Origin of the sequence: Rhizobium sp. YS-1r, from assembly GCF_000757525.1 — a bacterium.
GTDB classification, from domain to species: domain Bacteria; phylum Pseudomonadota; class Alphaproteobacteria; order Rhizobiales; family Rhizobiaceae; genus Neorhizobium; species Neorhizobium petrolearium.
This window is the reverse complement of the sequence record NZ_JPYQ01000010.1, coordinates 1-12,305: the sequence shown is the minus strand read 5'-3', so window position 1 is coordinate 12,305 and position 12,305 is coordinate 1. Positions and strand designations below refer to the sequence as shown.

General features: G+C 62.0%; 13 protein-coding genes. 4 read left to right on the top strand and 9 right to left on the bottom strand.

The window, feature by feature from the left end; translation table 11 throughout:
* The 4 genes from JL39_RS10935 to JL39_RS10920 all read right to left on the bottom strand — a co-directional run bounded on the left by JL39_RS10935 (position 1) and on the right by JL39_RS10920 (position 2,408).
* The gene (locus tag JL39_RS10935; protein ID WP_037149831.1) at positions 1-201 is read right to left on the bottom strand and encodes a hypothetical protein; all 201 of its coding nucleotides are present in this window, start codon (positions 199-201) and stop codon (positions 1-3) included.
* Positions 198-893: a GNAT family protein gene (locus tag JL39_RS10930; RefSeq protein ID WP_037149827.1), complete on the bottom strand. Its 696-nt coding sequence runs from the start codon at positions 891-893 to the stop codon at positions 198-200. Before JL39_RS10930 ends, JL39_RS10935 begins: the two co-directional genes overlap by 4 nt.
* A gap of 72 nt (positions 894-965) precedes the next feature.
* Positions 966-1,679, bottom strand: a complete 714-nt coding sequence (locus JL39_RS10925) for a tellurite resistance TerB family protein (RefSeq protein ID WP_037149825.1) — start codon at positions 1,677-1,679, stop codon at positions 966-968.
* 90 nt (positions 1,680-1,769) lie between these two features.
* Positions 1,770-2,408 carry a 2-dehydro-3-deoxy-phosphogluconate aldolase gene (locus tag JL39_RS10920; protein ID WP_037149823.1) on the bottom strand — a complete coding sequence of 213 codons (639 nt, stop codon included), beginning with the start codon at positions 2,406-2,408 and terminating at the stop codon, positions 1,770-1,772.
* 156 nt (positions 2,409-2,564) lie between these two features.
* On the opposite strand from JL39_RS10920, the gene JL39_RS10915 reads away from it, so the two are divergent.
* The 4 genes from JL39_RS10915 (at position 2,565) to JL39_RS10900 (ending at position 5,683) form a co-directional block, all read left to right on the top strand.
* Positions 2,565-3,062: a CYTH domain-containing protein gene (locus JL39_RS10915; protein ID WP_037149822.1), complete on the top strand. Its 498-nt coding sequence runs from the start codon at positions 2,565-2,567 to the stop codon at positions 3,060-3,062.
* Positions 3,037-4,029: a CHAD domain-containing protein gene (locus JL39_RS10910; RefSeq protein ID WP_037149820.1), complete on the top strand. Its 993-nt coding sequence runs from the start codon at positions 3,037-3,039 to the stop codon at positions 4,027-4,029. Before JL39_RS10915 ends, JL39_RS10910 begins: the two co-directional genes overlap by 26 nt.
* A gap of 133 nt (positions 4,030-4,162) precedes the next feature.
* Positions 4,163-4,660, top strand: a complete 498-nt coding sequence (locus JL39_RS10905; protein ID WP_227705318.1) for a VOC family protein — start codon at positions 4,163-4,165, stop codon at positions 4,658-4,660.
* Between the two features lie 78 nt (positions 4,661-4,738).
* Positions 4,739-5,683 carry a rhodanese-related sulfurtransferase gene (locus JL39_RS10900; RefSeq protein ID WP_037149818.1) on the top strand — a complete coding sequence of 315 codons (945 nt, stop codon included), beginning with the start codon at positions 4,739-4,741 and terminating at the stop codon, positions 5,681-5,683.
* 4 nt (positions 5,684-5,687) lie between these two features.
* On the opposite strand, the gene JL39_RS10895 is transcribed toward JL39_RS10900, so the two are convergent.
* The 5 genes from JL39_RS10895 to JL39_RS10875 form a co-directional block, all read right to left on the bottom strand.
* A complete protein-coding gene (locus JL39_RS10895) occupies positions 5,688-7,883 on the bottom strand; it encodes an EAL domain-containing protein (protein WP_037149816.1) in 2,196 nt (731 codons plus the stop codon).
* 118 nt (positions 7,884-8,001) lie between these two features.
* The gene (locus tag JL39_RS10890; RefSeq protein ID WP_037149814.1) at positions 8,002-8,778 is read right to left on the bottom strand and encodes a MetQ/NlpA family ABC transporter substrate-binding protein; all 777 of its coding nucleotides are present in this window, start codon (positions 8,776-8,778) and stop codon (positions 8,002-8,004) included.
* A gap of 56 nt (positions 8,779-8,834) precedes the next feature.
* Positions 8,835-9,503 carry a methionine ABC transporter permease gene (locus tag JL39_RS10885; RefSeq protein WP_037149812.1) on the bottom strand — a complete coding sequence of 223 codons (669 nt, stop codon included), beginning with the start codon at positions 9,501-9,503 and terminating at the stop codon, positions 8,835-8,837.
* A complete protein-coding gene (locus JL39_RS10880) occupies positions 9,493-10,530 on the bottom strand; it encodes an ATP-binding cassette domain-containing protein (RefSeq protein ID WP_037149810.1) in 1,038 nt (345 codons plus the stop codon). The genes JL39_RS10885 and JL39_RS10880 overlap by 11 nt, the downstream gene beginning before the upstream one ends.
* 300 nt (positions 10,531-10,830) lie before the next feature.
* The gene (locus tag JL39_RS10875) at positions 10,831-12,219 is read right to left on the bottom strand and encodes a GH1 family beta-glucosidase (RefSeq protein ID WP_037149808.1); all 1,389 of its coding nucleotides are present in this window, start codon (positions 12,217-12,219) and stop codon (positions 10,831-10,833) included.
* Positions 12,220-12,305: the final 86 nt, after the last annotated feature.

Sequence of the window (12,305 nt, the reverse complement as noted above, 5' to 3'; positions counted from 1 at the left end):
CTATTTGCGCCGCTGATAGCGCGCTCTCAGCCAGAAGATCGCGAAGAAGCCGAGCAGCAATGCCGCGCCGACGATGAAGCCGAGCGCCGGCGAAAACTCTCCGATGCCGAGCACAATGGTTGGCAGGAAATAGATGACGAGGCCAGCGCCGATAAGGATAACGGCAGCGGCGATTGCCTGTGATCTGGTTTCAGGGCTCATGCGGCCATATCCTTGGCAATCCCGGCGCGGACATCTTCGAGCCGCCGCTTCTGCCTGCCTTCCGCGTCGAAATTCTCCGGCAGGAGCCAGGCCTCGAAGGCGGCCTTGATGAGCGGCCACTCCGTGTCGATCATCGAGAACCAGGCGGTATCGCGATTGGCGCCCTTGGAGATGACGTGCTGGCGGAAGACGCCTTCGAAGGTGAAGCCGTAACGCCGCGCCGTCGTCTTGCTCGCCTCGTTTTCGTTATGGCATTTCCACTCGTAGCGGCGGTAATCGAGATCCTCGAAGGCGTGCTTGGCCATCAGGTAATGCGCTTCGGTCGCAATCGGCGAGCGCTTCATCGAAAGCCCGTGCGCGACGGAACCGACCTCGACCACACCGTTCTTCGGGTCGGGACGCATGTAGCTCGCCATGCCGACCACCTTGCCGGTGGCGTTCTCGCGGAAGACCAGCGTCACCCAGTTCGAAACGGCACGGGCGTTCTCGATCCAGGCGCCAAGTTCTCCGGCTTCGGCATATTCGTCATTGGGAAAATATTTGAGCAGATCGTTGATGCCCGCCTTGCCGCCCAATGCATCCCACAGCGCCTGAAGGTGCTTTTCCCTCTCATAGGGTTCGAGGGTCACGAACCGGCCCTTGAGTGTGACCGGAGCGGGAGCGGCCACCTTGTAGTTCTTGAGATCGCGCATGTCTGCCTCTGCCATTGAGCAAAGAGGCTTAGGCCAGCGGCGGGGCAAACGCAACTGGCCTGAAGGCAGCGATCAAACCTTCACCTTCGCCGCCGAGACGGTGGCGTCGATATGGTCGATCAAAGCGTCCGCCAGGCCGAGGCGACCGGCAAGCAGGTCGAGATAGCCGCGTTCGGCACGCGTATCGGGATCGATCGTCAGCCGCGTGGCGGCATAGATTTCGACCTTCTGCTCTTCGGTCCTGGCTGCCGCAACTAGCTCGTCCATATCGACCGGATTGGCGAGTTCGTGCTCGATGAAAGCCTCCGCCTCCGAACCGAGATCGACCGCGTGCACCTTTTCCATGATGTTGGCGCGCTCGCTCTCGTCGATATGGCCGTCCGCCTTGGCAGCGGCGATCATGGCGCGAATGAGCGTGAGCGCGAAATCGTTGGTGAGCAGCGGCGATTGCGTGCTGAAAGCGGAATCGGCAGGCGGCGGCAGGACGGGCGTCCCGGCCTGTGGCGATGGCTGCGGCACGGTCTCCGGCGACTGGCCGGACTTGTAGTTCTTGTAGGCGAGATAACCGAGGCCGGCGATTGCGGCGAGGCTGCCGACCGTCGCGACATTGCCGGCGAGTTTGCGGCCGGTCTTCGTGCCTAGAAGAGCCGCGACGATCGCGCCGGTGGCAAGCGGATTGTCCCTGGCGAGCTGGCCCGCCTGCCCTGCCCTGTCCTTCACCGTTCCCGAAAGGCCCGGCACCTGCGAGCCCAGGAACTGGTCGAGAAGCTTCTTGGCGTCAAACATCGCGTGATCTCCCTGTTGGTTTCGGGAGCAAGATAGGAATGCGATTGTGAAATTACAAAGACGGGGTTGTGAGCGTCTCGCCGCGGGCGATCAGGCCTTCAGCGCCGCCGCTTCCGAAGCGAGCTTCGTGATGCCGGTCCAGTCGCCGGCCGAAACGAGTTCCTTCGGCGCCACCCAGGAGCCACCGACACAGACGACATTCGGCAGTGAGAGATAGTCGTTGGCATTCTTCAGCGAAATGCCGCCGGTCGGGCAGAACAGCGTCCCGGCGAGCGGCGATGAAAGCGCCTTCAGATAGGCGGCGCCGCCGGCCTGCTCTGCCGGGAAGAATTTCAGGACTTCGTAGCCTGCCTCGCGCAGCGCCATGGCTTCACTGGCCGTTGCAGCGCCCGGCAGCAGCGGCACGGGCGAACCCTTGGCGGCGGAAAGAACGCCCGGCGTCGAGCCTGGGCTGACGATGAAGGTCGAGCCCGCCTTGACCGCTGCCTCGAAATCCCTCGCATTGAGGATCGTTCCGGCGCCGACATTGGCGCCTTCCACTTCCGTGGCGACGGCCTTCACCGCGTCAAGGGCTGCCGGCGTGCGCATGGTGATCTCGATCGCCTTCAGACCGCCGGCGACGAGTGCCTTGGCAAGTCCGACCGCCGATTTCGCATCGTCGACGATCAGCACCGGGACCACGGGCTGCAGCTTCAGGATGGAAAGCAGCTTTTCGCTCTTGCCGGCCATGGCGATAATCTCCGCTAAAACGATTGAAACTGAGCCCGGAGATAACGCCCGAGACCCTCATTGTCGAGAAAAAACACCATGCGGCAGCAAGGCGGGTTTGCCAAATCAAACCTTTGCACTAGGGTTACAGGAGTTCCTGAGTGATATGGGCGGCGCATGGCCAAGGAAATCGAGCGCAAGTATCTGGTGAAGGACGATGGCTGGCGTTCCGAAGTGTCGTCGTCCTCGGATTTCCTCCAGGCCTACATCGCTTCCGGCGACGACCGCTCGGTCCGTGTCCGGATCATGGACCACGCCCGCGCCACGCTCACCATCAAGATCGGCCGCAAGCTCATCGCCCGCGACGAATTCGAATACGACATCCCCCTCTCCGATGCCGAGGAAATGGTGCAGAGCGCCGTCGGCATCGTGCTCGAAAAGACCCGCTACGAGGTGAAGCACGAGGGCTATGTCTGGGAGGTCGATGTCTATGGCGGGACCTACAAGGGGCTTATCGTGGCGGAAGTCGAGATAGAAGACGAGAACGCGAGCCCTGAACTCCCCGGCTGGGTGGGACGAGAGATCACCGGCGACCGGCGTTATTCGAATGTGGTGATGGCGACTGAGGATTTGAGCAGGGAGCTGATCAATGGCCTATCGTCTGCGGCCCGCTAAGTCCTTCACTGCTGAATTCCGCTCGGTCGCCGAAAGCCAGCTTTTGAAAGCGATCCGTCTGCTGGAGGACCAGCCGGACGGGCAGCACGAGGCGGTGCACGATGCCCGCAAGCGGTTCAAGCGGGTACGCTCCCTCTACCGGCTGATCCAGCCGGACGCGAAGGAATTCCGCCGACGCGAAAACGCCCGCATCCGCGACATGGCGCGGACGCTCGCAGCCGTGCGCGACGCGACGGCACTGGTGGAAACCGTGGATTATCTCGCAAGCCTGGCGGATTCGGCTGAAGAACTGGCCGCCCTTGCTTTCGCGTCCAAGACATTGACGGAGCGGCGCGACCGGATCGCCGCCGAGGAGCACGACCTCCCGGCCAAGATGGAGGCTGCGGTCGCAACCTGCCACGAAGCGATCGGCGCCATCGAGGAGCTCGAATTGAGCGACGATCCCCATAAGACCGCCAAGCGGCTTGCCAAGGCCTGGAGGAAGCAGCGGCTGAGGGCGCATGGCGCGCTTGCCGCCTGTGCGAAACACGGCGATGCCGAAGCCTATCACGAACTGCGCAAATGCGGTCAGATCTACTGGATGCACATTTCGCTGCTCGGCGAGATCTGGCCATCCGCCATGCTGGCGAAACAAAGGCAAGCCAAGGACCTCGTCGACCTGCTTGGCCACGAGCACGACCTTTCCGTCTTGACGGGGCTCGTCAATGAAAGCCCGGAACTTTTCGGCAACGGCGACACGCTCGCCCTCATGCTCGGCGCCATCATCGCACGTCAGCAGGCGCTGAGACACGAGGCCTTGGGAAAGGCGGAGGATGTCTTCGCCGACAGTGCGGAGACAGAAAGCTCCCTCATCGCCATTCTCTGGGAAAAGGCAGCCGACACCCCTCGCAGGGAGCGCAGGGCGGTAAAGGTCCACAAAGGGCACGAAACGCATCCGCAAGAAACCACGTTGCGCGAACCGGCCTGAGGCAGTCTTCTCAGGAAGAGGCTGAGGCAGTCTTCTCAGGAAGAAATGACATCCCGATTGCACACCCGGATTGGAATTGACGGAAACACCTATTGACCTCAAGTTCAGTTGAGGTTGCAAGCTTCGGAGGTCGATGAAACAGACCTTTGAGGAAAACATGCCTGCAAGTACGACAACGCCCCAGATCCAGGGCATTTACGAAACTCATCTTACCGTTGCCAGCCTCAAGACCTCCATCCCATTCTACCGTGACGTCCTTGGGCTGGAACTTGCGGCCGAGTTCATCGAACGTCGCATTGCGTTCTTTTGGGTAGACGGTAAGAAGAACGGCATGCTCGGTCTCTGGGAGACGGGCACCGGTCCTCTGCGGATGCGCCTGCACCTCGCATTCCGTCTGGCGCGAGACGAGATGATGCAGGCCCCTTCCCTGTTGCAGGCAAAGGGTATCGAGGTGCATGGCTTTCACGGCGAACCCATCACTGAACCGATCGTCATTGGCTGGATGCCGGCGCTTTCGCTCTATTTCCATGATCCCGACGGTCATTCGATTGAGTTCATCAGCGTACTCAATGACGAGCCGGATGCCGATTTCGGTATGCGGCCCTACGCGGAGTGGACGGCACGACGATAGCAATTCGCATCAAGACGCATCACGATCCAAGAAAGAAACCACGTTGCGCGAACCGGTCTGACCCTGTATTTCAGCGCCATGACAGACAATCTCGCTTTATCCCGCCCCGAAACGACGGGCGCCTTTCTCGTGGCCGCGCTCTACCATTTCGCGCGTTTCGACCGCGACGAGAGTTTTCGCGCGCCGCTGCAGGCCTTCTGTGATGAGAATGGCATCAAGGGGACGCTGCTCATCGCCCGCGAGGGCATCAACGGCACCGTCGCCGGGACCGACGACGCGATCGCCCGCCTTCTGGCCTACCTGCGTTCCCAGCCGGAATTCGCAAAGCTGGAACACAAGGAGAGCCGGGCCTCGAAGATGCCTTTCCTGCGCATGAAGGTGCGGCTGAAAAGGGAAATCGTCACGATGGGCGTCGAGGATATCGATCCCAACCGCATCGTCGGCACCTATGTCGATCCGAAGGACTGGAACGCGCTGATCTCCGACCCGGACACGATCGTCATCGACACCCGCAACGACTACGAGACGGCAATCGGCATCTTCAAGGGCGCCGTCGATCCGAAGACCAAGACGTTCCGCGAGTTTCCGGACTGGGTGAAGAACAATCCCGGCCTGCACAACAAGCCGAAGATCGCCATGTACTGCACCGGCGGCATCCGCTGCGAGAAGGCGACCGCCTTCATGAAGGAGCAGGGTTTCGAGGACGTCTACCACCTCAAGGGCGGCATCCTGAAATACCTCGAAGAAGTGCCGCGGGAAGAAAGCCTCTGGGAAGGCGCCTGCTTCGTCTTCGACGAACGGGTCTCGGTCGAGCACGGGTTGACGGAAGGCCCGCACCGGCTCTGCCATGCCTGCCGCAACCCGATTTCGGCAGAAGAGGTCAATTCGCCCTATTTCGAGGAAGGCGTTTCCTGCAGCCATTGCTATCACACGCGGACGGAAGAAGACCGGCTGCGCTATCGCCAGCGGCAGCACCAGATCATGCTGGCAAAGAAGCGCGGCGAGAAGCATATCGGCGGCTGATTTCTCAAGCCGCGCTGAGGCCGCCCGGCCTCCGGTCGCCGCGATAGAGGGCGTCGATTTCGCCGGCCGACATCGGTTTGCCGAACATATAGCCTTGCAGCTCGTCGCAACCGCTGACCTTCAGCGCCAACGCCTGGTTTTCAGTCTCCACGCCCTCGGCCGTCACCGGAATATCGAGCGCACGGGCAAGCGCCACCGTCGCCTGCAGCATCTCGACGGCGCGGCCGCCTCTGTCCAGGGCATGCACCATCGACTTGTCGAGCTTCATCCTGTCGAAGCCGAATTGGCGGAGATATCCGACACTGGAAAAGCCGGCCCCGAAGTCGTCGAGGGCGATTTTCACGCCAAGCTGTTGCAGCGTGGCGAGCGCTAGGCGCGCACGATCCGGATTTCGGATGAAATAGCCCTCGGTCATTTCCAACGTAATGCGCGCCGGGTCCGTTTCCGCCTCCCGGAAGACCGCCCCGACATGCACGGCAAAGGCGGGATCGCGGAACTGCCCCGGTGAAATGTTGACGGAGAGCCTCAGATCCGGCCAGTGAGCGATCATCTCGCAGGCGCGGCGCAGCACAAACAGTCCAAGCTGGTCAATAAGGCCGGTCGATTCTGCGATCGGAATGAAGACGTCGGGCGACACCGGACCATGCCCCTCGCGATCCCAGCGAGCAAGGGCCTCGACGCCGACCAGACGCCATGTCTGCGCATCCACCACGGGCTGATAAACCACATTGATTTCGCGTCGCTCGATTGCCCGCCTGAGATCAATCTCCAGCATATTGCGCTCCTGGCGCTCCGCATCCATCTCCGGCTGGAAATGCACGGTCCGGCCGCCGCCGGTCTCCTTGGCGCGATACATGGCCATGTCGGCATGCCGCACCAGTTCCTCGCCTGAAATCCCGCCCCGTCGGGAGATGGCAACGCCGATGCTGGTTCCGACGGTCGCGACCCGTTCGCCGATCACGAAGGGCTCGTCAAGGAAGCCGTGGATTCGGTCGCTCAGGATATCCGCGATCCGGCAGACATGCGCGGAGGAAACAGCAACGGCGAACTCGTCACCGCCAACCCGGGCAAGGATCGCCTCCTTGCCGACAAGCGCCTTGAGGCCGGCCGCCACACCGCGGATCAACCTGTCGCCGGTGCCGTGGCCATAGGCGTCGTTGACCTCCTTGAACCCGTCGAGATCGAGATAGAGCAGAGCTACGTCGATGCCGCCACGGCGGCTTTCCAGGACAAGGCCGTCCAGTGCGGCAAAGAAGCCTGCCCGGTTCAGAAGCCCGCTCAGCCGGTCTCTCATCGCAAGGTGCCGCGCAGCCGCCTCATCCGCTTTCAGCCGGTTCAGCGTCTTGCTGCCGGAGACGAAGAGAAGCAGGAAGAACAGGCCGACCATGGCAAGTGCAGAATAGACGAGCGGTCGCACCTGCGCATACGCCATATTGCCCGGCAGTCGCGAACGCCAGACAAGCTGCTGCAGCACCTTGCCATGGATATTGCGGATCTCCACGGTATTGGGCGTCACCTCGCCCGCATCGGCAAAGCGAAGGCCGTCGATGACATAGGTCTCCGCGAGCTTCTTGACCTTTGCCTCGTCCAGATGGCGTGCAAAGATCAGGAAGCGGTGGCTCTGCGGCGATTGGTCGAGGGCGCCGGATTTCTGACGGATCAACGCGACCCCGACGGCAGCCACGCCCTTTTTGGTCCGGATGAAGCCTGCCGCTTCCGGCACAGCGGCAGGACTGGCAGAACTCGCCATGTCGAACAGCGTCCAGAGCGATGCGTCGAGATAATCCCGCGGCGACCAGGTAACCGGCTGACCGTCCTGATAGGCCATGAGCACGTTCCGGTCCGCATCCATGACCACGGCAAGGTCGAAGAGATCGCTATTGACGGTCATGTCACCGTAGTTGCTGACGATCCACTCCTGATCGCCGGCGTAGACGAACCTGGCGGCATCGTCCCAGGCGGCATAGTCGTTCAGCGTCGCGTGGAGCTGATCTTCGAACGTATGGATCGCGCCTGTGGTGGTTTCCCGCGACCGGGCGTCATCAAGACGATTGGCATGGTCCGCAAGACGATCGAGCGCGGTCAGAATGAAGGTCGTCACCAGGACGACGACGACCGCAAAAACAAACAGCATCGACGTCACGGCGGAACGACGGCCGACGGAAACGGGGCGCCGAAAACGTGACGGAAGAAACCGCATGGAATACCTCGTTGGATTTTACATCTTTCGCGGGTATTCCTTCAGATAGCGTTAAAGAAGAAGGCCGGCCCTCGCCTTCGAGGACCGGCCCTGCAAAGAAATACAGAAAATCCTGAAATTACCAGGCTGCGACGACCGCACCCTTGAACTGGGTATTGACGAAATCCTTCACGGAATCGCTGTGATAGGCCTCGATCAGCGTCTTGACCCAGGCAGCATCCTTGTCCTTAGCGCTGACGGCGATGACGTTGATGTAGGGCGCCTTCTCACCTTCGCGGGCGATCGGATCCGTCTTCGGATTGAGGCCGGCTTCCAGCGCGTAATTGGTATTGATCACCGACGCGTCGACATCATCGAGCGAGCGAGGGAGCTGGGCGGCATCGAGTTCGGCGAACTCGATGTTCTTCGGGTTTTCGGTCACGTCGGCCGGGCCGATCTTGAGGCCCTTGGCGGCGTCAACCTTGATCAGCCCCTGGTCGGCGAGGATGAGCAGCGCGCGACCGCCGTTCGTCGGATCGTTCGGGATGGCGACGGTTGCTCCGTCCTTCAGCTCGTCAAGGCTCTTAACCTTCTTCGAATAGACGCCCATCGGGAAGTTGACGGTCTGGGCGACGCTGACGAGATCGAACTTGCGATCGGCCACCTGGTTGTCGAGATAGGGCTGGTGCTGGAAGGAGTTTGCATTGAGCTCGCCGTCCGCCAGTGCCTGGTTCGGAACCACGTAATCGGAGAATTCGAGGATATCGATATCGAGGCCCTTGCCGGCCGCCACTTCCTTGACCTTTTCCATGATCTGGGCATGCGGGCCGGGGGTCACGCCGATCTTGATCGTTTCCGCAAGTGCCGGGGCGGCTGCCAAAGCGGCAAACGCCGCCGCGATGATGAACTTCCTCATGGGTGTCTCCTTCAGGTTGTTGTCGAGGCCAGTCTTGGGAGGCTGGATTTCAAAAATCAGGTCTTGCGGCTGCGCTTGTCGAAGCGTCGGGCGAGCGCGTCGCCCAGGCTCTGGATCGCCTGCACGAGCACGATCAGCACCACGACCACCGCCAGCATGACGTCCGGCATGAAGCGCTGGTAGCCGTAGCGGATGCCGAGGTCGCCGAGCCCGCCGCCGCCGACCGCGCCAACCATGGCCGAATAGCCGACCAGGCTGACGAGCGTGAGCGTGAGCGCCAGCGTCAGGCCGGGCCTGGCTTCGGCGAGCAGCACCTTGAAAACGATCTGCATCGGCGTGGCGCCCATGGCGCGCGCAGCCTCGATCAGGCCCTTGTCCACTTCGCGGATCGCCGCTTCGGCCAGCCGCGCGACGAAGGGAATGGTGGCGATGGTGAGCGGCACGATCGCAGCCGACGTGCCGATCGACGTGCCGGCCACCAGCCGGGTGAAGGGGATGATCGCCACGACGAGGATGATGAAGGGCGTCGATCGCGCCGCATTCACGACCAGCCCGACGATGCGGTTTGCTGTCGGCGCGGCATAGAGTTCGCCGCGGCCGCTGGTCGCCAGGAACACGCCGATCGGCAGGCCGATCAGCGAGCCGATGAGGCCGGCGGCGGCGACCATCTGCAGGGTCTGGAGAAGCGCCTTGGTGAGCAGGTTGAAGAGCATGTCAGGCGACATAACCTAGCACCTCCGTCTGCAGGCCGGTCTGACAATAGAAGCGCTCGGCGCGGGCAAGCACCTCGGGCGTCGCCGAATAGGCGATGACCAGCGACCCATAGGGCTCGCCGGCGATCTCGTCGATCGTGCCGGCGATGATGTTCACCTCGGAACCGAGTTCCTGGATGAGCCTGGAGACCAACGGCTGCTGCGCCGTCTCGCCGAAGAAGGTGACACGCACCACGGCACGCGAGACCGCCTGCGGCGTCGCGGCAAGCTTGCGGGCGATCGCCTCCGGCAGCTTCGCGCCGGCAAGGCCTGAAAGAAGCGCCCGTGTCGTCTCGTGCTTCGGATCGGTGAAAACGTCGAAGGTGCGGCCCTTTTCGACGATCCGCCCTCGGTCGATCACCGCGACGTCGGAGGCGATGGTCTTCACCACCTCCATCTCATGAGTGATGAGCAGCACCGTAAGCCCCAGTTCCGCGTTGATGCGCTTCAGGAGATCGAGGATCGACTGGGTGGTCTCCGGATCGAGCGCCGATGTCGCCTCGTCGGAAAGCAAGAGTTTCGGAGAGGTCGCGAGCGCCCGCGCGATGCCGATGCGCTGCTTCTGGCCGCCGGAAAGCTCGGACGGATAACGGTTCGCCTTGTCGCCGAGGCCGACGAGATCGAGAAGCGGACCGACCTTGTCCCTGATCGCCTTCGCGGGCAGGCCGGCGATCTCGAGCGGCAGCGCGACGTTCTCGAAGGCGGTGCGCGAGGAGAGCAGGTTGAAGTGCTGGAAGATCATGCCGATCTCGCGGCGCAGGTCGCGCAGCCCGCTTTCGGAAAGGCCGCCCACCTCTACGCCATCGACCACGACGCGGCCGGACGTGGCTCTTTCGAGCCCGTTGACGAGGCGGATCAGCGTCGACTTGCCGGCGCCGGAGCGGCCGATGATGCCGGTAATGGCGCCGCGCGCCACGGAAAGATCGATACCATCGAGGGCGGTGAACTGGTTCTCGTCGTCGCGGCCGAAGCGCTTCGTTCCCGCCTCGAACGCCACCATGGGATCGCCCGCCGCATCTTTGGCCGGCGCGGATCGAGCCGCTGGAAATTGGATTGTCATCTTGGACTCACGGATTGTGTCTGATCGTTTGGCGGTTGTTTAACCGCTTGTGCATGCATTAGCCGAGCAGGCTGCACATTCGAAGACAGACGGTGTTCCGGAGCATCGTGTTTGGCTTTCACATCCTGGCCGGGCGCGGCCTCGTTTCTGCCGCATTGATGCCCGGAGCGCCCGCATTTTGACAGGGATGATTTTCCCTTTCAATGCGAAATCAGGAAAAATCTTCTCACATCTGTGAAATCAGCGGGGCGCGTGATTGCCTTTGGGGAATTGCGAGGCAAGCTCGCGATACCACTTGCCGCTCTTCTTGATCGTCCGCTCCTGTGTCTCGTAGTTCACATGCACGAGGCCGAACCGCATGCGATAGCCTTCCGCCCATTCGAAATTGTCCATAAGGCTCCAGGCGAAATAGCCTTTCATCGGATAGCCGTCCCGGATGAGATCGGCCACCACTGAAAGATGCTCGACATAATAGTCGAGGCGCGGCTGGTCATCCACCTCGCCGTTGACCGGCTCCATGTTGTAGCAGGCGCCGTTCTCGGTGATGTAGCAGTCCGGCAGGTCGTAGCGGCGGTAAAGGTCCTCGACCAGCAGCTTGAGGCCCGGCGCATAAACCTCCCAGCCGATATCCGTCTCGACGTCGCTGGCGCGCTTGGCCTCCACCGTCCATGGGAAATCGCCCTTGCGTTCAGGATCGTCATGGACGCGCGTCGGGGTGTAGTAGTTGAGGCCCCACCAGTCGAGCTTCTGGCTGATGATCTTCAAGTCACCTTCCTCGACCGCCGGCATGCGGTCCCCGAGCGCGTCGAGAAATTCCTTCGGATATTCGCCCTTGAAGACCGGATCGAAGAAGGCGCCGTTGTGGAACTGGTGAGCCCGTTCGCCCGCGGCAAGGTCTGCCGGGCTGTCGGAGCCGGGAATGACCGAGTTCGCATTGATGACGATGCCGACAGGAACGTTCGGCGTCACATGCCGGATCGCCTCGACGCCGAGGCCGTGGGCAAGATTGACGTGATGCATGGCGGCAAGCGCCGCCTCCATGTTCTGCTCGCCCGGCGCATGGATGCCGTAGAGATGGGAAAGCCAGACGATGCACCAGGGCTCGTTGAAGGTCGCGACCGCATCGAGCCGGTCGCCGAGGCGGGCCATCACCACTTTCGCATAACGCTGGAAGGCATAGGCCGTGGAGCGCGCCGCCCAGCCGCCGTCGCCCATCAGCATCAAAGGCAGGTCCCAATGGTAGAGCGTCGCATAGGTCTTGATGCCGCGCGCCTTGCAGCCGTCGATGAGCCGGTCGTAGAAATCGAGCCCTTTCTCGTTGATGCGCCCGGTGCCGTCCGGAATGATGCGCGGCCAGGCGATCGAGAAACGGTAGGCTTCGACGCCCATCTCCTTGATGAGATCGAGGTCTTCTTCCCAGCGGTTGTAATGATCGCAGGCAACATCGCCATTGTGACGACCGTAGACGCGGCCCGGCATGTTCGAAAAGGCATCCCAGATGGAAGGCTTGCGGCCATCGGCCTTCGTCGCGCCTTCGATCTGGTAGGAGGCGGTCGCAACCCCGAACAGGAAATCGCCGGGGAAACGGGCTGCAAAGCTCTTCGGATCAGGCGTCTTGGGATTGCTCATGATGTGCCACCCTATCTGGTTGCGCGGCCTGGAAGCCAATCGAGCGGCGGTTTAACCAAGCGCAGACGGGTTGTACAGGGCAAAGG